At 33.9% G+C, this 22,513-nt stretch carries 18 protein-coding genes; 11 read left to right on the top strand and 7 right to left on the bottom strand.

Features of this window, described 5'->3' with window-relative positions; translation table 11 throughout:
• Nucleotides 1-84: 84 nt before the first annotated feature.
• The 3 genes from ACNFIH_RS18810 to ACNFIH_RS18820 are packed head-to-tail and all read right to left on the bottom strand — an operon-like array spanning nucleotide 85 to nucleotide 4,222.
• Complete coding sequence (locus ACNFIH_RS18810; protein WP_426484298.1) at nucleotides 85-477, bottom strand: hypothetical protein; 393 nt, start codon at nucleotides 475-477, stop codon at nucleotides 85-87.
• Between the two features lie 43 nt (nucleotides 478-520).
• Nucleotides 521-3,760 (bottom strand): PAS domain S-box protein, encoded by a 3,240-nt coding sequence (locus tag ACNFIH_RS18815; protein WP_426484299.1) that lies wholly within the window; start codon nucleotides 3,758-3,760, stop codon nucleotides 521-523.
• A 12-nt stretch (nucleotides 3,761-3,772) separates the two neighbouring features.
• Complete coding sequence (locus ACNFIH_RS18820; protein WP_035647519.1) at nucleotides 3,773-4,222, bottom strand: response regulator; 450 nt, start codon at nucleotides 4,220-4,222, stop codon at nucleotides 3,773-3,775.
• Between the two features lie 404 nt (nucleotides 4,223-4,626).
• Here ACNFIH_RS18820 and ACNFIH_RS18825 point away from each other — a divergent pair, with 404 nt between their 5' ends.
• Nucleotides 4,627-5,106 carry a YybH family protein gene (locus ACNFIH_RS18825; RefSeq protein WP_426484300.1) on the top strand — a complete coding sequence of 160 codons (480 nt, stop codon included), beginning with the start codon at nucleotides 4,627-4,629 and terminating at the stop codon, nucleotides 5,104-5,106.
• Between the two features lie 75 nt (nucleotides 5,107-5,181).
• Here ACNFIH_RS18825 and ACNFIH_RS18830 read toward each other — a convergent pair whose 3' ends face one another.
• On the bottom strand, nucleotides 5,182-6,279 hold the full coding sequence (locus ACNFIH_RS18830; RefSeq protein WP_426484301.1) for a hypothetical protein: 1,098 nt from the start codon (nucleotides 6,277-6,279) through the stop codon (nucleotides 5,182-5,184).
• A gap of 347 nt (nucleotides 6,280-6,626) precedes the next feature.
• Between ACNFIH_RS18830 and ACNFIH_RS18835 the strand changes: the two genes are divergently transcribed.
• The 5 genes from ACNFIH_RS18835 (at nucleotide 6,627) to ACNFIH_RS18855 (ending at nucleotide 11,235) form a co-directional block, all read left to right on the top strand.
• Nucleotides 6,627-7,226 carry a murein L,D-transpeptidase catalytic domain-containing protein gene (locus tag ACNFIH_RS18835; RefSeq protein ID WP_426484302.1) on the top strand — a complete coding sequence of 200 codons (600 nt, stop codon included), beginning with the start codon at nucleotides 6,627-6,629 and terminating at the stop codon, nucleotides 7,224-7,226.
• 72 nt (nucleotides 7,227-7,298) lie between these two features.
• Nucleotides 7,299-8,900, top strand: a complete 1,602-nt coding sequence (locus tag ACNFIH_RS18840) for a family 43 glycosylhydrolase (protein ID WP_426484303.1) — start codon at nucleotides 7,299-7,301, stop codon at nucleotides 8,898-8,900.
• A 239-nt stretch (nucleotides 8,901-9,139) separates the two neighbouring features.
• Nucleotides 9,140-9,736 carry a TetR/AcrR family transcriptional regulator gene (locus tag ACNFIH_RS18845; RefSeq protein ID WP_426484304.1) on the top strand — a complete coding sequence of 199 codons (597 nt, stop codon included), beginning with the start codon at nucleotides 9,140-9,142 and terminating at the stop codon, nucleotides 9,734-9,736.
• A gap of 6 nt (nucleotides 9,737-9,742) precedes the next feature.
• Complete coding sequence (locus ACNFIH_RS18850; protein ID WP_426484305.1) at nucleotides 9,743-9,970, top strand: hypothetical protein; 228 nt, start codon at nucleotides 9,743-9,745, stop codon at nucleotides 9,968-9,970.
• A gap of 17 nt (nucleotides 9,971-9,987) precedes the next feature.
• The gene (locus tag ACNFIH_RS18855) at nucleotides 9,988-11,235 is read left to right on the top strand and encodes an MFS transporter (RefSeq protein WP_426484306.1); all 1,248 of its coding nucleotides are present in this window, start codon (nucleotides 9,988-9,990) and stop codon (nucleotides 11,233-11,235) included.
• Nucleotides 11,236-11,296: 61 nt separating this feature from the next.
• Here ACNFIH_RS18855 and ACNFIH_RS18860 read toward each other — a convergent pair whose 3' ends face one another.
• The 3 genes from ACNFIH_RS18860 to ACNFIH_RS18870 form a co-directional block, all read right to left on the bottom strand.
• A complete protein-coding gene (locus ACNFIH_RS18860; protein ID WP_426484307.1) occupies nucleotides 11,297-11,677 on the bottom strand; it encodes a DUF5367 family protein in 381 nt (126 codons plus the stop codon).
• Nucleotides 11,678-11,687: 10 nt separating this feature from the next.
• Nucleotides 11,688-12,515, bottom strand: coding sequence for an NmrA family transcriptional regulator (locus ACNFIH_RS18865; RefSeq protein ID WP_426484308.1), 828 nt, complete (start codon nucleotides 12,513-12,515; stop codon nucleotides 11,688-11,690).
• 71 nt (nucleotides 12,516-12,586) lie between these two features.
• Nucleotides 12,587-13,465, bottom strand: coding sequence for a helix-turn-helix domain-containing protein (locus ACNFIH_RS18870; RefSeq protein WP_426484309.1), 879 nt, complete (start codon nucleotides 13,463-13,465; stop codon nucleotides 12,587-12,589).
• Nucleotides 13,466-14,014: 549 nt separating this feature from the next.
• On the opposite strand from ACNFIH_RS18870, the gene ACNFIH_RS18875 reads away from it, so the two are divergent.
• From ACNFIH_RS18875 to ACNFIH_RS18895, 5 genes are all read left to right on the top strand, one after another.
• A complete protein-coding gene (locus ACNFIH_RS18875; RefSeq protein WP_426484310.1) occupies nucleotides 14,015-14,989 on the top strand; it encodes a ribonucleotide-diphosphate reductase subunit beta in 975 nt (324 codons plus the stop codon).
• Between the two features lie 12 nt (nucleotides 14,990-15,001).
• Nucleotides 15,002-16,696, top strand: coding sequence for a ribonucleoside-diphosphate reductase subunit alpha (locus ACNFIH_RS18880; protein ID WP_426484311.1), 1,695 nt, complete (start codon nucleotides 15,002-15,004; stop codon nucleotides 16,694-16,696).
• A 406-nt stretch (nucleotides 16,697-17,102) separates the two neighbouring features.
• Nucleotides 17,103-17,693, top strand: a complete 591-nt coding sequence (locus ACNFIH_RS18885; protein WP_426484312.1) for an RNA polymerase sigma factor — start codon at nucleotides 17,103-17,105, stop codon at nucleotides 17,691-17,693.
• Nucleotides 17,694-17,865: 172 nt separating this feature from the next.
• Nucleotides 17,866-19,011, top strand: coding sequence for a FecR family protein (locus ACNFIH_RS18890; protein WP_426484313.1), 1,146 nt, complete (start codon nucleotides 17,866-17,868; stop codon nucleotides 19,009-19,011).
• A gap of 171 nt (nucleotides 19,012-19,182) precedes the next feature.
• Nucleotides 19,183-22,506 (top strand): SusC/RagA family TonB-linked outer membrane protein, encoded by a 3,324-nt coding sequence (locus tag ACNFIH_RS18895; RefSeq protein WP_426484314.1) that lies wholly within the window; start codon nucleotides 19,183-19,185, stop codon nucleotides 22,504-22,506.
• The last annotated feature ends 7 nt before the right edge of the window (nucleotides 22,507-22,513 follow it).

Consider the following 22,513-nt stretch of genomic DNA (forward strand, 5'->3'; position numbering starts at 1 on the left):
CAACGAAATCCTGCTTTTTTATTTTAAAATTATCCGATTAAGAAAAATGAATTAACGAAAACTTCTTTCATCTTTGTTCTTCATCTACTGCGTAATCTTCAAATTTACATCGTTTACAAAAATCAATGTTTGCATATTGCTCATATTGACAAGTGATAAAACGCCATTTTTGTTTTCATTTACTGCATTTATTTTAAAGCAATATTCATCGCCGTCTCTGTCTCTTAACGTTATAAAATCAGAAGTATCACTTGAATTGTTCTGACAGCTGTTTGATATAGAATACTTATACATCACTTTCATTATGTCTTTGTCATAATTGTAAAGTTTTCCATCCTGTGTAAATACCCATTTTGTCGTTCGGATAGTGTTCGAATACCAATTTCCTAAAATGCGTTTTGATGAAGGATCTTGAGTTTGTGAAAAAAGTGCTGAAACAAAAAACAGCAAAGGCAGGGTAAAAAATAGCTTTCTCATAGATTTTAAATTATAAATAAGATTTGCTTTTGATAAATTTTAACTAGTTCGCCGGAATATAAATGTCAAAGGCAGCTCCTTTATTCAATTCGCCTTTGGCTGTGATAATTCCGTTATGATTGTCTACGATTTTCTTTACGATAGCAAGCCCAATTCCGGTTCCGGTATATTCAAGTTTTCCGTGTAAACGCTGAAAAACTTCGAAAATTTTGGAGCTGTATTGCTGTTCAAAACCAATTCCGTTATCTTCAATTCTGATGTGACAGTACTTAATTTCTGCGTCTAAATTTTCATTATTTAAAGCCGAACCTTTAGCAATTTCACTATTAATTTTAATGACAATCGGATTTTCAGGATTTGAAAATTTAAGAGAATTGCTTACTAAATTGTACAAAAGTTGTCTAAATTGAAACGGAATAATCTTCGCTTCACAATTTTTCAGACTTTCAATTCTGGCATTTTTTTGTTCAATTTCTTCTTTTAAATCCTCTTTTACTTCGTTTATAATTTTGCCAATATTCGTTTTTTCAAAAATTCTTTCCTGAACATTTGTTCTGGAATAAGAAAGTAAATCGTTGATAAGCGTTTGCATGCGTTGTGCTGCATTTTGCATTCGTTTAAATTTATCTTTTCCATAATCAGATAAATTTTCTGATTCTTTTTCCATAATCTGAGTCGCAAAAGTCTGGATTTTGCGTAACGGTTCCTGCAAATCATGACTTGAAATATAAGCAAAAGACTGAAGTTCCTGATTCATTTTTTCAAGTTCTTTGTTTTTCTGTTCAAGTTCTAAAGCATTTAATTTCAGCTTGTCATCGGCAGTTTTTTTCTCTGTCAAGTCATGTGTCATTTTTGAAAAACCAATAACCTGATTTTTTTTATTATGAACAGCTGTAATGGTCACATTTGCCCAAAAAAGGGTTCTGTCTTTGCGAACGCGCCATCCTTCGTGGCTTGCTTTTCCTTTTTGAATCGCAAGGTTTAATAAAGTCTGAGGAAGATTGTTTTTTCGGTCCGATTCGGTGTAAAATTCAGAGAAGCTTTTTCCGATAATTTCTTCTGCTGTGTAGCCTTTTATTTTTTGCGCACCCTGATTCCAATTTTCTACAATTCCTTCGTGATTGAGGTATAAAATGGCATAATCCTGAACTTCTTCAACCATTAAATGATAGCGTTCTTCACTTTTTTGAAGTGATTCGTTCATGAGGCTCAATTCTTTTGTTCTTGCGGTTACTTGTTGTTCAAGTTCATTTGTAAATGCTTTTTCAGTATGAATATCAGTAAAAGCACCAACCCATTTTATAATTTTATTTTCTTCGTTTAAAATCGGCTCACCAATTACAGCATGCCATCTGTAAATACCATCATTTCTCTTGATTCGAACATCGCATCGGTAAATTTCTCCTGTTGCAAGGCTATGGCTCCAAATTCGGGCATTTTCATCATAATCATCAGGATGAATCATGCTTCTCCATTCTTCTTCTCCTTTTGGATAAATTCCGGTGTATTCAAACCATTTTCCAGAGGCAAATAAGGAATTTCCTTTTTCGTCTGTTTCCCAAATTAATTGCGGAATACTCTCTGCTAAAGAACGAAAACGTTTCTCGCTTTTTTCTAGTTCCTGCTGATGATTTTTCTCGTCTGTAATATCTCTCACAGTGCCCAGAAGTTTTTCCGGATTTTTATTGGCATCAAAAAAGACTTTTCCTTTGGCTTCAACCCAATGAATCGAATTGTCCTTCCAGATTACTCTTAATTCATAATTTATAACTCCAGTAAGAAGTGCTTCATTATACGCCAGATTTCGTATTTCTAAATCATCCGGATGAATGTAGGTAAGAATTTGTTCGTGAGTTAAATTGATATTTGCTTTATTTCCGGTTACAATTTCCAAATAGCGTTGCGAATAATGAACCTGTTTTTCTTTTACATTTAATTCCCAAGTACCAAGTTCGCTGGCTTCTACAATTATCTTCAGCCTTTCTTCATTGAGTTCGATTTTTTTTCTGGCCTCAACTTTTTCGCTTACTTCGGTTACTGTAACAATAATTCCTGATATTTCGCCATTTTCCTCTTTCAGCGGATTATAAAGAAAGTCAAAATAAGAAATATCCAGTTTTCCGTAACGGTTTAAAGGAATTGGAACTTCATTTCCATGAAATGGAATTCCGGTCGTCAATACATCATTCAAAAGCTTGTTGACGCTTTCTTTAACCTCTGGCAAGGATTCAAATAATGGTTTGCCAACAAAAGTATTTTCCTCCCGATCAATAATCTTTAAATAAGCATCATTGGCCATTTCAACCATAAAATCGGGTCCGCGTAAAATAGTAATTCCTACCGGAGCCTGTTTTACAGTGTTGCGAAAACGCTTGTCAGCTTCTTCTATTTTTTTTGTTGCAAGATGCAGATCTGTAATATCTGCAGCCGTATTCATTACGCCATAAATTTTGCCATTTATATCGTAAAGAGGTGTAAAACTGTAGTTAAAATAAAAGCTTTCCAAAACGCCGTTCATTGTAAGATCAATGCGGGCATTTTTTGTATGAAATGATTGTCCAGTTTCAAAAACAGAATTTATTTGTTCAAAAACGGATTGATTGTCAAGTTCAGGTAAAATTTCGGTATATAATTTTCCAACAACATCATTGCCTTTTCCCCAAACATCCATAATCGATTGATTGGCAAGTTCAATGCGTTTTTCTTTACCTGTATAAACACCAATTGGGAATGGTGCATTTTCGACTAATTGTCTTATTTTCTGCTCACTTTCCCTTACTTTCGACTGTGCTAAAAGTTTTTCATTTTTTTCAGTCGTTTCAATTACAGTTACCAGAATACCGCCAACTTCGCCATCTTCTCTTTTTATGGGACTGTATGAAAAATCAAAATAACATTCTTCGTCATAGCCATTTCGGTTTAAAATAACCATGAAATCGGGAGAACTAACTGCGTTTCCGTTCATTACATCGTTAAACATGGGGCCAATTGTGTCCCAAATTTCTGAAAATGTTTCTTTTGAACTAATTCCTAAAGCTTCAGGATGTTTTGTTGCGCCTAAAATAGGGCGAAAGGCATCATTATAAATTTGGGTAAAATCATCTCCCCAGGCAATGTACATTCCGAATGGATTACTGAGTATTACCGAAGTCATCGTTCGCAGACTTTGCGGCCATAAATCAGGATCGCCTAATGAGGTTTTACTCCAGTCTTTGGATCGCATTAATTCGCCCATTTCACCGCCATCGGCTATAAAATAATGTTCCCTGTTTTTATGGCTCATTCCTGAAAAAAATTACGGCTGAAGAACAAATTGTTCCCGCGCAGGCTGTTTTTGATTGTTCTCGACAGTTGTAGTCAAAGCATTGTTGATCACCGTTTTTAGTTTAGCAAATTCGCCGGGTTTTCGTATATAATGTGTTGCTCCTTTTTGGTACATCAAATCAACAATTTCAATATCTAAAGAAGTTGAAAAAATAATGACAGGAAGTGTGTCAAACTCGCTAAGTTCCTTAATTTCTTTAAGACATTCATGACCATTTTTACGTGGCATATTAAGATCCAAAAAAAGAATATCGGGTAAAGCGTTCGGAGAATTAGCTTTTAAATAATCCATTAATTGTACACCATCATGTACTGTTACAAGAGTTACAGGAAGCTTCAATTCGTCGATTGCTTCTCTAAAAAAAGAGCAGTCATCATCATCATCATCTGCTAGTAAAATATTGTAATGTTTTTTATTCATTTTTATTGATGGAAGTAAAATTAAATTGAAAGCATATTTGCCGCGAAAAAGAATCTACGATTAAATGTAAGCCAATGTGCTTCAGTTGTTTTTGATAATGTATTGCCAATTTCTTATCATTTAAACAAGCCTTTGGTTAATTTATTGTCAATAATATGCTTTTTATACTGCTAATATAGGGCTATTTTTTCGACAACGAATAAATATTGCGCTAATAACTTCTCCGTATTGTGCAAAAATATTGACAAAGTAATATGATTTTATCTAAGTTGTTGTTATTCATTTAAATATAATAAAATGTTTTTAAAATTTCAGATTTCCCTAAATGATATTTTTATGCGAAATAACTTGATATTTTAATTTTTATAAGTACTTTTAATGTATAGTTTTAAATCCTTAAATATATGAAAAACAATCTCTTAAAAGAAATTTTATTGTTGGGTATTTTAACTTCTGTCTTTGCCTGCAATACAAAAAAAGAAGAACCTGTCGTAGTTGATAAAGAAGCGATAAAAAAGGAAATTCAGGCTAAAGAAAATGAATTTGCTGAGGTTTATAATTCTGGCGAAATAAAAAGCATCGGTTACTATGATGACAATGCTACAACTTTTTTTCAGAATCGTCCACCATTAGTTGGAAAAGCAGCGATTGTTGAATTCTTAAAAGCTGATGCAGTAGCAAATTCGAATAAAATTTCATTTAAAACAAATGAAGTTTTTGTATCGACTGACGGAAATCAAGTTGTTGAAACCGGTGCTTATACCGTAGTTGATTCGACAAATGCAACTATTGCAACTGGAAATTATATGAGTTTGTTTGAAAAGAAAGATGGCAAATATGTATGTGTTAGAGATATGAGTGCTTCTGATACAGCGCCTAACTAAAACAAGATACTATATAAATAAAAAGGTGATTGAATAAATTTTATTCAATCACCTTTTTTATTTTAAAATGTTTTTTTATCGTCTGCGTCCGCCGCCTCCAAAGCCGCCTCCACCGCCATGAAAGCCACCACCTCCACCGCTAAAACTGCTTCCACCTGATCTTGTACGTCCACCAGAATTAAAGTTTGAAGAACTGCGATTTGATGTTGATGGACGATCAAAAGATCTATCCGATGTTCCTGCTGAAGGGCGATTTACAGAAGATCTGTCTGATACTCCTGATCCACGATTTCCGGCTCCGTTTGAAGCTCTGTCAGATACTCCGGCTCGGTTTCCAGATCCATTTGACATTCGGTTAGAAACGCCTGTATTGCCGGCACGATTGCCATAGTTTCCATTTCTATTATTATTAGCGACCGTATTGGATCTGTTTCTATTGTTATTGTAATGATTGATACTATTTCTATTATTGTTGTTGATAATTACTGTATTACGGCTGTAATGCCCTCCATAATAACCGCCATGATACCAGTTATTATGACGATAAATACCAACAGCAAGAACTGTAAATGCTGCAAAATAAGGAGGATAGTAACCGTAGTAATAAGGAGGATAATAAGGTACGTAAGCTGGTGAATAAACATATTGAACTATGGGAGCCGATTCGACCACTACTGTTGTTGCAGGGGCACTTACAGTAACAGGATTGGAACCCTGATAAGCTGGATTTGCAGTAACTGCAGGCGTACTTTTTGGCTCAATAACATAATTTTTACCATAAAGATCTTCATCTCCAACACATTGAATAGAAACTTTTCCGTTTTTATCTTTATTTACTAAAATGACAGCGACATCCTGTGTTTCAGTTTTGCTGACTGCATCCTGAAGTACAAATGTGAAAGCATTATCTTTTTTTGTCGTAGTGACTTTTATAAAATCTACTTTTTTATCCAGATTAAGATCCAGATTATTAATTCCGGTTTCTTTTTTATTTAATGCTGTTTCAAATTCTTCAATAGTTTTTGATTTTTGAAATAACGTCAATACGGCATAAAGATCAAGATTGTCTCCTGGAAGATTCAAAGCTGGTGCATCGTCACCAGATTGCGAAAAAATAGATTGGCTTGATAAACTAATCACAACTGCTAAAAAAAAGAATAGAAATTTTTTCATAATGTGTTGGTTTTTAATTTGCTACATGCAAGTTAGATAATATTACGCATATAAAAAAGCATTCGTCTTAAAATTCTTATTGTAAGATTCTTTTAATCAGTGTGTTAGTTTTGTGTTGAAAGGGAAATTGGAATGTAGATGAACTGAAATTGAAAAATGAGCTGGAACCTCTTGTTTTAAAGGATTTTTTTAGAAAACTTCGAAGTAATTCATTAAAATAAAATCTTATTGTGTTGTTTTTAAGTCTTTTAAGGTGTGGTCTTTCATGTGGAGACAAGATAAATTTGCATCAAAATAAAACAGTTTTTTGAGAAGCTGTTTAACGTAAATTTTTAAATACCACTCTTATGAAAATTTTCAATTTAATCTTATTTCTTTCATTATCTATTTTTGGAAATGCAAAAACAATTTCAGGCAAAGAAAATTGGACTGAAACGGAAGCCGAAAGATTCAATAATCAGCTGGCTGAAGTAAAAGAGAAAATAAAAACCTGCAATTTATATAATACAAAAATTGCTTTTTTTGTTGATATGAAAATCAAATCAGGCAAAAACCGATTCTTTGTATATGATTTGGAAAACAACAAAATTATAGACGAAGGACTTGTTGCACATGGTTGCGGTTCTGAAACCGGAATTGCAGGTAGCTTAAAATTTAGTAACGAACCAAATTCAAATGCTACATCTTTAGGTTTGTATGAAATTAGAAAATCCTATACAGGAATGTTCGGAAAATCATACAAATTACATGGTTTATCTCAAACGAATAACAATGCCCTGAAAAGAGCCGTTGTTTTACATTCGTATTCTGCAGTTCCTGAAGGAGAGCAGGATTATTATATTCCCCGAAGCCACGGATGTCCAATGATAAGCGAAGTTTTTTTTAGAAGACTTGAAAAAATTATTGATCATTCAAAATCTACAATTCTTTTAAATATCTATTACTAAACAGGATAGTACATGACGCAAACTTTATAGCTATTCAATAATTTTATTACGAACTAACTAACCGTAATAAATATGAAAATTCAAAAATGGTATTCCTTAAGCGTTGTTTTTACAATGTTTTTCTTCGGAATATCAAATAAAACAATAGCTCAAAATCGTACGATTAAAAATGATGTTTTTTGGAATACAAAAGACGGAAAACCTTTAAACAGTCAAGGCGGCGGTATCTTCAAGTTTCCGGATCCTAAAACGGGAAAGCAAAAATATTATTGGTACGGAGTGCATTATGCCGAAGCTGATCAATATCGAGCAGATCCTTCAGTGACGCATGAAAAAAATAATTTTGAAGCTGTAACCTGCTATAGTTCCACTGATTTAGTGAATTGGACTTTTGAAAAAAATGTTTTATCAAAAGAAGAAGCGAACAAAACTGGAAAAACCTGGGTTGGGCGTTTAGGCGTTTGTTACATTAAAGAAATAAATAAATATGCCATGTTTGTGCAGCATGGAAGCGAGGTTCTAATTACGCTTTCAGATTCTCCGATAGGTGAATTTTTGTGGGATAAAAAGATAAATATGGAAAAAATGATCGGAACCAGCAATACTGGCGATCAAACCGTTTTTACTGATGAAGATACTGGAAAATCGTATTTAATTTATTCGTACGGAAGAGGACGAAACAAAATCTATGTTTCTGAAATTGGAATCAAAGATGGAAAAGTGAATTTGCTGGATTGCACAGAAATTTTTAAAGGAGAAAGCAGAGAAGGAAATTGTATGTTCAAATACAAAAACCGCTATTATATGTACGCTTCAAATATTTACGGCTGGGACGGTTCGTTTGCCTATTATTTAGTTGCCGATGATATTCGCGGACCTTATCTTCCAACGAATGAAATGTTGATTACAAAAGGCGCAGAAGACGATTTTGCGCACGTTTCGCAAACCGGATTTTTCTTTTCTGTAAAAGGAAGCAAGCAAGAAACGATTGTGTATTGTGGAGACCGTTGGGCCGATTTTGCCGGAAATGGTTTAGGATACAATCAATGGTGTCCAATGTCATTTGATGGAAGTGTACCGTATTTCAATTCGCTGAGCGCTTGGGATTTGGATGCAAAAACAGGAAATTGGAAAGTAAACAAAGAAAATAATTACGTAAAAAACGGCAGTTTTGAAGCTGACCGCCGACATATTCCGAGTCCTGTAAAACCAGTACAAATTCAGTTGACAGGCTGGGCAAGCGAAGTTATTGAAGGTAATAAAATAAGTTTAGACACACTTACTTCGCCAGTTTTAAATCATTTTAATACACAAGCTGAAAGAAAAATCGTAATTGGAGAAAAGAGTTTGAATATCAGTGATAAAGTTGATTTTAAGAGAAGAGTATTTCAAATAATAACATCTTCGCCTTATGTTAAACTAGAAGATGGCTTATATACTTTAACTGCCAAAATCAGAAACACCAGCGGATTTGATAATCTTGAAGTCTATGTTTTAAGTGATGACAAGAGATTTCAGTTTGTTGTAAAAGAAGAAAATCCAGAGTGGAAAACAATTGTTATAAATAATATAGTTATAAAAGGAGGGAAGGCTGAAGTAGGATTTCTTGCGAATGGAAAAGCAAAATCTTTTTGTTTAGTAGATGACGTTTCGTTGGTGAGAAGTGGGAAGTGATATTTAGAAAAAAGAAGCAAGAAGCAAGATTTATATAGAAAGTAATTTAATTTAATTTGTTTAGTGTTTTTTAAAGTCTGTAAGCGTTTTGTTTACAGACTTTTTTTGTGAGTTTTACTTCATTCCCTAAAATCTTGTTTCTTGCTTCTTATCTCTTTTTTCTAAAAAACATCAAAAAAATAATTAATAAAAAAGCGTTCATTCATTTATTGTTTTATCTTTGTCAAAAAAATACAGCTATGAGAGTTAGAGATATTGACAAAGAAAAACTGGTTATTGAAATGGCGATTGACCAGATTGTGCAGGAAGGATTTCAAGGTTTCAGTATGAATAAATTGGCGAAAGCCTGTTCAATCTCTGTTGGTACGCTCTATATTTATTATGCTGACAAAGATGATTTAATTCAAAAAATAGGAGCCAGCATGGCGCTGAAGTTTTTTAAAAGCACCATAGAAGACTTTTCGCCCGACATGCCATTTGAAGAAGGTTTGTGGAGACAATGGGAAAACCGCGCCAACTTTGCAATGAAATATCCTAAAGAAGTTGCATTTTTTGAAATCATCAAACATTCGCCTCACGGAGAAATCATTTTGGATTCTATTAAAGAGTTTGCTGATTTCAGAGCCATTATGACTCAATTTACAGACAACGCACTTCGGAACAAAGAACTTCTCCCAATGAGTTTTGAAGCGTTTTGGTGTGTGGCGTACGGACCTCTTTATACGTTATTGAACATGCATGCTGAACGCAAAAGTATGGGAGGAAAACCATTTGTGCTTACAAAAGAGATTATGAAAGAAGCCTTTCAAGCAGCTGTTAAAGGCTTAAAACCTTGAAAAATTATGGAAACAGATTTAAATGCAATACATATTTTTAAAACGAATATCAGTGCAATTAACGCAGAATGCCCAGCGCATTACGTACTGAATAATCATAAAAACATTGAACAGTGGAGTATTGACTGTGAAGATGTTGACTGCGTTCTACGAGTGGTTTCAGAAACTTTGAAACCTCATGAAATTATTACAATAATCACCAATTTAGGCTTTGAATGCCAGGAATTGTCTTAAAACATATTTATAAATTAATGGAAAAAACTACCATTGAAAACCCTGCTTTCACTTCAAATCAAAAAATTATTATTGCCATACTGGCGCTTTTGCAATTTACTGTAATAGTAGATTTTGTTGTAATTTCTCCGCTTGGAGATATATTAATGAAAAAGCTGAGCATGACGACTTCAGATTTTGGTTTTGCCGTTTCTGCATATGCTTTCAGCGCAGGAATTTCTGGACTTTTGGCGGCAGGTTTTGCAGATAAATTCGACCGAAAAAAAATGCTTGTTTTCTTCTACATCGGATTTATTATCGGAACTCTTTTTTGCGCATTTTCTTCAAATTATCATATGTTGCTTATGGCACGCATTTTTACAGGACTATTTGGAGGAGTAATTGGCTCGATTTCATTGGCCATTGTAACCGATTTATTTGTGATTCACCAACGCGGACGTGTGATGGGATTTATTCAAATGGCTTACGCATCAAGTCAAATTTTGGGAATACCAGCCGGATTATTTTTCGCTAATCACTGGGGTTGGCATTCTACTTTTATCATGATAGCAGTTTTGGCTTTGTTAATTCTTGTAGCAGTTTTTACGCAATTGCCGGCAATTACAAAACATTTAGAAATCCAATCAGACAAAAGTCCATTTTTGCACTTGTGGCATACGTTAAGCAATAGACAGTACCAGATTGGGTTTATGGCGATCGCTTTTCTTTCAATAGGTGGTTTTATGCTACAACCTTTTGGAAGTGCTTATTTAGTAAATAATATTCATATCAGTCAGGAAGAATTGCCAATGGTGTTTTTCTTCACAGGTCTTTCAGTATTAGTTATTATGCCACTTATTGGAAAATTAAGTGATAAAATAAGCAAATTCAAATTATTTGCAGCTGGATCGGTTTTGTCCATAATTATGATTTTGATTTATACTAATTTAAGTCCAATTCCGCTTTGGCAGATTGTTGCCCTAAATATGATTTTATTTATGGGAATTATGAGCCGAATGATTCCAGCGACAACGTTAAACACAGCAATTCCTGATATGCAGGATCGTGGCGCTTATATGTCGATCACTTCATCATTACAGCAAATTGCTGGTGGAATAGGAGCTGTTTCTGCCGGATTTATCGTGCATCAGCAAACAAAAACTTCGCCTTTGGAGCATTATGATATTTTAGGATTTGTAGTTGCAGGCGTTACTTTAATGAGCATATTGTTAATTTATAGAGTAAGCCAATTGGCGAAAGCAAAAGTTAAAGACGCTAATCTTTAATTTCAATTTTAGAATAAAATAAAAGCTTGTTCCCAAACGGACAAGCTTTTTTGTTTTAAGATCATGTGTAATGTTTTTTCTTCCAATAAAAATAAACGGAAAGCGCATTTATAATGGCCAAAAACCATAAAACCGGACTGCTGAAAAAACTGTAGTAACTTCGTCCGTTTGGAATTTCTACAAAAGGAACGGTTATCAAAACATCCAGAATCAAAGCCGTTGCCGACATTGCAATTCCAAGGAATAAGCCATGAGTTACCAGAACTTTTTTATAATATAATTTTGCTCCGAGAATCCCAAAAAAGACAATTCCAAACATTACGATTATGGATTGAATCCAAAAGAAATTCTGTACAAACGGAATTTGATCCAAAATATAAAATGAAATACTGACCAAAATCCAAACTATAAAGCCGGAAAAGATTGCTCTGAAATAATTCATCTTTTTAGGTTTAAGAATTCCAAATTCCGGTCTTGGCTGTTTCTTTCGCGTAAGCGGTAAAATCTTTTGCTTTTCGACCTAAAACTTTTTCAATATCCGAGGTTATATGCGAATTTCTTCCATCCAAAACCTGTTCAAAAAGATAATTCGCAAGCCAAATATGATCTTCAGGAACCTGATATTCTTTCAACATTTGCGAATATTCATCTAATGATAAACTCTGAAAAGTAATATTTCTGTCGCTTGCTTCAGCAATAGTATTTACGGCTTCTTTAAAAGTCAATAATCTTGGGCCGGTTAATTCGTATGTTTCTGCATTGTGTTTATCGCTCAAAAGTGATTCGACAACAACATCGGCAATATCATCGGCATCTGTGAAAGGTTCAAGGGCTTCGGCTCTTGGCAAAGCGACAATTCCGGCTAAAATAGGTTCTAGAAAAATGCTTTCGCTAAAGTTTTGGTTGAACCAGCTTGCACGCACAATTGTCCAGTTTTTAGCATTTTCTTTTACGATTTCTTCGCAAAGTTGTGCTTCTTTTTCGCCTCTTCCAGATAATAAAACCATTTTTTGAACGCCCAATTCTGTTGCCAAAACGGTAAAATTCTGAATTGCCTCAACAGCCGAAGGAATGGCTAAATCGGGCTGAAATGTGATGTAAACGACTTCAATATCTTTCAGCACATTTTTCCAGGTTTCTGAATTTTCCCAATCAAAAGGAATTTTTTCAGATCGGGAACCTAAACGAATTTCGGCATCTGAATTATTTTTCAATCTTTCAATTACTCTGCGTCCTGTTTTCCCATTGGAACCCAAAACTAAAATTTTCTTTTTGCTCATATCAATATTCTTTAAATGATTACTGATACAAAGTTGATTAGATTAAAAACGAAACATTTGTCGCAAAAGAATTATGATTTGTCTGAAAGGAATTGAAGCCGAACTTCATTCGGACGCATTCCGAATTTTTTATGGAAAGCATTCGAGAAAGAGCTTAAACTTTCGTAGCCAACTTCCCAAGCCGCTTCCTGAACCGTTTTTTCGCTTTCGCGGAGCAATTCATACGCTTTATGAAGTCGTTCTTCCTGAACATATTTGAAAACAGGAATGCCAAAAAGTTCTTTAAAATTCTTTTTTAGTTTATTGCTGTTCAATCCAACCATTTGCGATAATTGAGTAATTGAAGGCGGTTTGGAATAATGTGTGGTTACAATTTCTTTTGCTTTAAACAACTTATTTTTATCAATTTCGGAGAAATCAATTTTAGCATCAGTACTCAAAAGAGCAAAAAAATGTGCCAAAAGTTCGTTGACCTGACTTTGTAAAAACAATAATCGAGTATTTCCTGTATAAGTTGTATTGAAGATTTTTTGAACCGCCAATTGCATATCGAGCGTCATATAATAGGAAGGACCTTTTACAAAATGTTCCTTCGGATTTAATAATTCTGGAAGGTGTTTTTCAAAAATCTCTTTTTCGGCCTCAGGAAGCGAATTTAAATGTTTTGGTTTTGTAAAAATACTGATGGATTGCAAAGGTTTGTCGGGTTCAATTTTATGTGAGAATTCCACTTTTTGATTTCCGAAAAAACAAATCGCCAAACCCGTCGTATTCGTCAAATATTTTGTCTGATTATTGTGTTTGATTTCCAGTTCGACATTGCCAGATCCATAAAAAGCAAAACCAACTGCGTCGCCGTCGATTTCGCATTTCTGAACTATAGTTTTTGTCGTATTCGATTGTTCGATTAAAACAATAAAGTCATTCAATTCTATAATATCTGTTGTCATTTTGTTTGTCGTGTATTTTAAAACTGTTTAAGAAAAAAAGCTCATTTCTATTTCTTTCCTCAGATTTAGAAATTAGAGTTTAAACAATTCTTAAATTATGTAAAATGTTTAAAATTAAATAATTAGTTTAATTTGGGCAATTCGATTTTTTTCAACTTCAAACTTTTTTAGTGTACAAATGAGACTTTAAATTCCTTTTTTTGTAACAGTTTTTTGGGCTAAATTTTGCTCTTTTTTGAGTTTGCTGTTGATAACTGTTTTTTTAAATGGAAGAATAAAAGCGTTTTTCCCTGTTGACAACTTTATTTAGATTCTTTTTAAATAACTGATTTTTCGAGTATTATGAGTTTAAAAAGTGATGTTGATAAAAACTTTTTTAACGAATAAAAAACCACAATTTTTCCTGTTGATAATTGCTTCTATTTTTAACATCAAAACGAAAGTAAAACAAAAATTCGTGGCTTAAATTTGTAAGTAACGAGATGTAAAAATACCTCCCAAATCTGCATTTCGTTTACTTACATATTCACCATTAAATACAATTTTATTATGTCTATTTTCGATAAAAGAATTAATTATAAGCCTTTTGAATACCCGGAGGTACTACAATTTACTGAAGCCATAAACAAAGCGTACTGGGTTCATACAGAGGTTGATTTTACAGCTGATACACAGGATTTTCATTCGCATTTGTCGCCAGCTGAAAAAACGGCAATCAAAAACAGTCTATTAGCAATTGCTCAGATTGAAGTTGCTGTAAAAAGTTTTTGGGGAAATATTTACGAGCATTTCCCAAAGCCTGAATTTAATGGGCTCGGAACTACTTTTGCCGAGTGTGAATTCAGACATTCTGAAGCCTATTCACGTTTGCTGGAAGTTTTAGGATATAATGATGAATTCGAAAAATTACTTGACGTTCCTGTAATCCGCAAGCGTGTCGATTATCTTTCCAATGTTTTAAAAGATACACGTTCGCAGGACAACAAAAAATATATGGTTTCGCTGATTTTGTTCAGCATTTTAATTGAAAATGTTTCGCTTTTTAGCCAGTTTGCGATTTTGCTTTCGTTTACCAGATTTAAAGGTTACATGAAAAATGTGAGCAACATTATTGCATGGACTTCAATCGATGAGCAAATTCATGCCAATGGAGGAATTTTCATCATCAATAAAATACGTGAAGAATTTCCGGATTATTTTGATGATGCAACTTTGCTGACCATCAGAGATACCGTTAAATATTCGATTGATGTTGAATCGGATATTTTGGATTGGATTTTTGAGGATGGCGAAATCGAATCGATCAACAAAACTGATCTGGTTAATTTTATGAAATTCAGATTGGACGAAAGTCTGAAGCAAATCGGAATTCCAACCGTATTTGATGTTTCTGCGGAAGAATATAAAGCGATGCTATGGTTTGAGGAAGAAGTTTTTGCCAACAGTCTTGACGATTTCTTCGCAAAAAGACCAGTAGAATATACCAAACACGATAAAAGTATAACAGCAAACGATCTTTTTTAAAAGTATAAAATAATGAATACGATAGATATAAATCCAGAAAGTCTTCCGATGAGCGAAGCTGGAAATAAAATGTGGTGGAAAAATTCAGAAAGCGAACAAATTTTGAATCGCGGTTATCTTTTAAAAGGCGAAACTGTTGAAGGTGCAATTGACCGAATTTGCACAGCGGCAGCCCGCCGACTTTATAAACCAGAATTAAAAGAATCTTTTGTCGAAATGATTGAACGCGGCTGGATGAGTATTAGTTCGCCGATTTGGGCAAATATGGGTACAGAACGTGGTTTACCAATTTCGTGTTTCAATGTTCACGTTCCAGACGAAATAGAAGGAATTACGCATAAACTAGGCGAAGTAATCATGCAGACCAAAATTGGTGGAGGTACATCTGGATATTTTGGAGAATTACGCGAAAGAGGAAGCGCCGTAACTGATAATGGAAAAAGCAGCGGTGCGGTAAGTTTTATGAAACTTTTCGATACTGCAATGGATACAATTTCGCAAGGCGGCGTGCGTCGAGGTGCATTTGCAGCCTATTTAGATGTTGATCATCCGGATATTGAAGAATTTTTGAAGATTAAAAGTATTGGTAATCCAATTCAGAACTTGTTTACCGGAATTTCTGTACCCGATTATTGGATGCAGGAAATGATTGATGGTGATATCGAAAAACGTCAAATTTGGGCGAAAGTTCTGGAAAGTCGTCAGCAAAAAGGATTGCCTTATATTTTTTTCAGTGACAACGTAAATAAAAATAAACCACAGGTTTATAAAGATAAAAACTTGCGTATCAATGCGAGTAATTTGTGCAGTGAAATTATGCTTCCATCTGATTTTGATGAATCGTTTATTTGCTGTCTTTCGTCAATGAATTTGGAACTTTATGAAGAATGGAAAGATACTGAAGCAGTAAAATTGGCGATATTTTTTCTGGACGCTGTATTGCAGGAATTCATCGAAAAAACGGAAGGGAATTATTATCTTTCGGCAGCGAATAAATTTGCAAAAAGACATCGCGCATTAGGCTTAGGAGTTTTAGGTTGGCATTCGTATTTGCAAAAAAATATGATTCCGTTTGAAGGTTTGGAAGCCAAAATGAAAACGACGGAAATTTTCAAACATATTAGTGATAAAGCCGATAAAGCGACTCAGGATTTAGCTAGAATTTACGGCGAACCAGAATTGCTGAAAGGTTATGGAAGAAGAAATACGACAACAATGGCAATCGCTCCAACTACTTCTTCATCGGCAATTTTAGGGCAAACTTCTCCTGGAATTGAACCTTTCAGTAGTAATTATTATAAAGCCGGTTTGAGCAAAGGAAATTTTATGCGTAAGAATAAATATCTAAAAAAATTGCTTGAAGATAAAGGTCTTGACAATGAGGAAGTATGGCGAGGAATCATGCTGAATGGCGGAAGTGTACAACATATGGAACAACTTACTCAAACAGAGAAAGATGTGTTTAAAACTTTCAAAGAAATCAGTCAGTTGGAGATTGTGCAGCAAGCGGCAATTCGCCAAAAATTTGTTGATCAGGGACAAAGTTTAAATCTGAATATTCCTGCTGAATTGCCTATTAAAGAGGTAAATCGATTAATGATCGAATCCTGGCAACTCGGAATCAAAAGTTTGTATTATCAGCGAAGCCAAAGCGTTTCAAAAGAATTGGTTACAAGTTTGGTTACCTGCAGCAGTTGTGAATCATAAATTTAAAATCGGAAGTTTTCTTCCGATTTTTTTTTGCTCTTTAGTTTCATAAAGTGCACCTAAAATTATAGTAAAGTTTTTTTTACTAATTCCTATAAGCTGTTTTCCGTTGCATTTCTGAACTAAGAAATTGGCTACGGTATTTTTACAATAATTAATAAAAACATGATTTTATCTTAACATGAACCGGTTTGTAAAATCCGTTTTTAAAAGGTCAAAAATTATGCAAATTATAATTTTTTAGATTGTTCAAGGTTTTAGATTGCCGAATTTACAACGATTTTGGTTTTTTGTAAAATAAAATCAGCAACAAAGAATAGATGATCGACGGAAGAACAAATTAGGATTATTGGATAATATTATTAAGTTTGTTGCGAATTATTCAATTTACCAAAAGCCAAAAAACTTGCCGTCACTGTTATCAAATCAAGATAAAATTTTAATCGATCGTCTTCGTGCTGGAGACGAATCGGCTTTGACGGAATTGTACAATGCCTTTTGGCAGGCGCTCTTTGTGTCGGCTTACAATGTCATTAAAGACAAAGAATTGTGCGAAGATATTATTCAGGATATCTTCCTGAATATTTGGACAAACCGTGAAAAGTTAGAAATTCATATTTCATTAAAAGGTTATATGTATGCTTGCGCACGCTATCAGGTTTTTAATCATTTGAGAAAAAACAAAGACAAAATTCATGTCGAACTTTTTGATGATTTAGAAAAACGATTTCAATATACTACACCTGAAACCCAATTGATGCACGAAGAACTAGTGCAGCAACTTCATTTAATTGTTGAAACGCTTCCTGAAAAATGTCAGGCAGTTTATAAATTAAGCAGAGAAGAACAATTGAGTCACAAAGAAATCGCTGAACGTCTTAATATTTCAACCAAAACTGTTGAAAATCATATTACCAAAGCGCTTCAGACAATTCGTCTGTCTATGGGCAGTACGTTGGGCATGGCAATGGTTTTATGGCTATCTAAAAATCTTTAAAGGAAAATAAAAATGATTGCCGATTTTGAGTCTAAAACGTTGATTTCTCTAGTTTCCGGCGAGGCTTTTCTTAAAAGATTAAAAAAAAATCAAAAAAAATACAATTTGGACTAGGGGGTAAATGTCTTTTTAGATACTTACCTAATATACTCCTGCATTAATAATAAAAAAAATGAAAAAAGAAGAATTCTTAACGTTATTAAACAGATATCTTTCTGGCGATACGAATCGGGAGGAGAATAAGCAAATGTTGCATTTTTATGAAAGTTTCCAAACTTCTGAAGAATGGGATGAAAGTTTAGGATCAAAAGAAGAAATTCAAAATAAAATGCTGCATCGGATTCAGACGGCTATAAAATCAGAAGAAACGAAAGTAATTCCGTTAAGGCCATTCTATTCCAGAACAAGCTTTAAAGTTGCAGTTGCAGCCTCAGTTGCAATGTTGATTTCAATTTCTTTATTATTCAATACAGCGAAAAATTCAAAACAAAATATTCCAGTTGTTGCTAATAAAAATATTCTGATTGGAAGCGACAAAGCAACGCTGACCTTAGAAGACGGATCTGTAATTGAATTGAAAAAAGGAGAATCTTACAATCAAGGAAATGCGACTAGCAATGGCGAAAAATTAATTTATAATTCTAAAAATAATGCTGCAACGATAGCAAATAACTTTTTAACGATTCCGAGAGGAGGACAGTTTTTTGTTCAATTGGCAGACAGTACAAAAGTTTGGCTGAATTCAGAATCGCAATTAAAATATCCTGTTGCTTTTGTTGATGGCGAAATCAGACAAGTAGAGTTGGTTTATGGCGAGGCTTATTTTGAAGTTTCTCCAAGCACAAAACATAAAGGCTCTAAGTTTAAGGTAAAAACAGCAATGCAAAATGTAGAGGTTATTGGTACCGAATTCAATATCAAAGCCTACAAAGACGAAACGGCAATTTATACCACATTAGTAGAAGGAAAAGTTGCTGTGAGCAATGCAAGTAATAAAGAAATTTTAGCGCCAAACGAGCAATCCAGAATCAGTAAAAGTGATGATCGCATTGCAATTTCAGAAGTTGATGTCTACAACGAAATTTCATGGAGAAAAGGATTGTTTGTTTTTAAAGGAATGCCTCTGAAAGATATCGCAAGAGTATTGTCAAGATGGTATGATGTTGATATTGAGTTTGCAGATCCGGCACTCGGCAATGTTAGATTTAATGGCGTTTTGAACAAAAATCAAAAATTAGAAGACATATTAACCACGATCAAGAATATTAATTTTATTAATGCCTATGAGAAAAAAGACAATAAGATTATAATCAAATAAAAAAGAAAAGGGATTAAAGTTCAGACCTCTCACCGTACCGCACTTCATCCCTTTCTGTGTATTAATCAATTAATCATTTAACAACCGACCAACCAATTAACATGTAAATTTATGAAATTTAAATTAACCGACGTCTTTTTCTATTTTAGAAAAAGACTAATTATTAACATTATGAGAACTTTTATATTCTTGTTTTGTACTGCAATTTTTGGTTTTTCACCCGCAAATTTATTTTCACAAAACACAAAAATTGTAATTGCAACCGATAAAACGGTAACTGTTGACGAAGTTTTTGACCTTATAAAACAACAAACAGACTACACTTTTATTTATCAGGAAGATTTATTTAAGAAACTACCGAAAGTACATTTGAAAAAAGGTAAAATCAGAGTAAATGATTTATTAGAAGCCAGTTTTCCTAATAAAGATTTCGATTTTAGTTTATCAAACGGAAATACAATTTTAGTTAGAAAATTACCAAAGGAAAATGTAGTAGTCTTTCAGTCAAAATTGATTGAAATTAAAGGTATTGTTACCAATGATAAAGGAGATCCTATTCCGGGTGTAAATATAAAAGTAAAAGGTACAGGCGCTGCCTCTCAAACCGATTTTGACGGAAAATATACCATCATAGCTCCAGAAGATGGACAAATTTTGTTTACTTATATTGGACATCGCGCGCAAATTGTCGAGGTTAATAATAGAAAACTCATTAATGTAAAACTTCTGGAAGAGCGAAAAGAACTTGAAGGAGTTATAGTAAATACCGGAGTTACAGTTCGTAAAAAAGAATTAATAACGGGTGCAGTAACTACTTTTAGAGGAGAAGAATTAAGACAAATTTCTACTCAAAATGCAGTTCAGGCATTAAAATCATTAGATCCTTCTTTTATTGTTGTGAATAACAATATTGCAGGTTCAAATCCAAATATTCTGCCAACGATTGAGGTGAGAGGGCAGACCAGTTTAACGGCAAATCAGGTGGACAGCCAATTTAGAGATGACCCAAACCAACCGTTGTTTATCTTGGACGGATTTCCAACGACTTTACAGCAAGTTGTCGATTTAGATATTAACAGAATTGCAACTATTACATTATTAAAAGATGCTGCTTCGACTGCATTATATGGTTCTCGATCTGCAAACGGAGTCGTGGTTATTGAAACGAATAAGCCAATTCCTGGAAAATTGCAATTCAATTATGTATATAATTCATCTTATGAGTTGGCTGATTTGAGTGTGTACAATTTAATGAGCGCCGAACAAAAATTAGAGTTTGAAAGGTTATCTAATGCTTATTATGCTGGCGATGGCGCTGCTGCAGCAACACAGTACAAATGGGATCAGGAGTATAACAAACGTTTGGCTGCAGTACGACGTGGAGTAAACACGTATTGGTTGAATGAACCAATCCAGATGGGAATTACTTCGGGACATAGTTTGAATTTTGGCGGAGGCTCAGATGAATTCAGATTTAACATTGCAGGAAATTATAAAACACTGACAGGAACAATGAAAGGTTCTGAGCACGATACTTGGGGTTATAATGCAACTTTGACTTACAGAAAAAATAAATTAAGTTTTAATAATCAATTTTTTGTTTCTGGAGGGAATAACCAAGAATCTCCATATGGAACATTTGATATTTGGGCAAAAGCAAGTCCGTATTATCCAAAATATAATGAAAACGGCGTAGTAACGCGCTATCTAGACGGAACTTCATTGCCAATTCCAGCAAACCAATCTGTTATAGTAAATCACGCTGCAAATCCGCTTTACAATGTGTTTTTGCCAAGTTATGACAAGGGAAGCGACTTTAATTTTACGAATAACTTTGCGATTAATTATGATATTAACCCGCATATTAAGGCAACGGGAGCTTTATCGGTTTCAAGATTGAATAATTACAATACCGTTTTTGTCTCTCCAGATGATACTCGTTTTATAAGTAATATTGCAACAGAAAAAGGAACTTATAGCAGATATGAAGCCATTACAGATAAATGGAATACTAATCTTGGTGCTACTTATTCAAATGTATTTAAAAGCGTTCATTCTTTTAATTACACGATTAGAGCTTCGGCTTCAGAGACAAAAAACAATTCTTATAAAACATTTTTAAGAGGTTTCCCTCTTGGTGTTCCTGGAAATCCTTCATTTGCTTTCGGATATGAACCAAATGGTAAACCAGAAATTTTTACTGAATTAATTCGAAATGTCGACTTGACAAACCAAATTAACTACGCTTACGACCGCCGATTTTTATTTGATTTTACGCACACAATTTCGGGAGCAACTAATTTCGGAACAAATAAAAAATATTCGCCTTATTGGGGAATTGGATTTGGATGGAATTTGAATAATGAGTTTAAAATGAACGAAGATATTGTCAATATTTTTAAAATACGTGCCAATATTGGTCAGACAGGAAACCAGAATTTAGCGGGTTATGCTTCTTATGATGTGTATTCTTATAGCGCAAATACTAACATTTTTGGCCCAGCATTATCAATTTCTCAAGTTGCAAATGCAGATTTAGAACCACAAAGAACCAAAGATTTGTCTTTAGGATTAGATCTGGCAATGTTTAGAAATAGATTAACAATGACTTTGGGTGCTTACAAACGTAAAACGTCTCCACAGATCGTAGCGATTGATCTTGCAGCTTCGTCAGGTATTAACGGTTATCCTTTGAATGTTGGTTACCTAACGACACAAGGATTAGAGCTAAAAATGAACTATAATTTCATCTACGATTTGAGCCGAAATTTTGTATGGGGAATCGGCTTAATGGGAACTACGGGAGATAATAAACTAGGTGGTTTTGGCAATACGTTAGCTTCTTTAAATGATGCAGCTCAAAAAACAACCAGTTTGATCAGATATTATGATGGAGCCAGCAGCAATGATCTTTGGGCTGTGCCTTCATTAGGAATTGATCCGGCAACTGGAAAAGAAGTTTTCTTAAAGAAAAATGGCCAGACTACTTTTATTCTTGATAAAAAAGATGAAGTAGTAATGGGGAATTCTAGAGAAACGGCTACAGGAGTCGTGTCGACAAATTTAAATTACAAAGGTTTTAGTTTTGGCTTATTTGTGAGATACAGTTTTGGCGCAGAGCGATTTAATAGTGCATTGTATGACAAAGTTGAAAACATTTCAAAAGATAATATTTTTGATAACCAAGATGCCAGAGCTTTTACAGATCGTTGGACTACACCTGGGCAGATTGCGCAGTTTAAAGGAATTAGCATGACAAATTCAACGCCAATTTCTTCAAGATTTATTCAGAAGGATGATTATATCTCAGGAGAATCTATTCGATTAGGTTACCGTATAACTGACAGAGCCTGGTTAAAAAGAAATGGACTTACAGCTTTAGGATTTAATGCTTTGGCAAATGAATTCTTCCGTGTTTCAACTATTAAAGCCGAAAGAGGTATCGATTATCCTTTTTCAAGAATATATTCTTTGAGTCTTAATTTATCATTTTAATAAAGAA

This window comes from Flavobacterium sp. 2, assembly GCF_049949195.1.
GTDB lineage: Bacteria > Bacteroidota > Bacteroidia > Flavobacteriales > Flavobacteriaceae > Flavobacterium.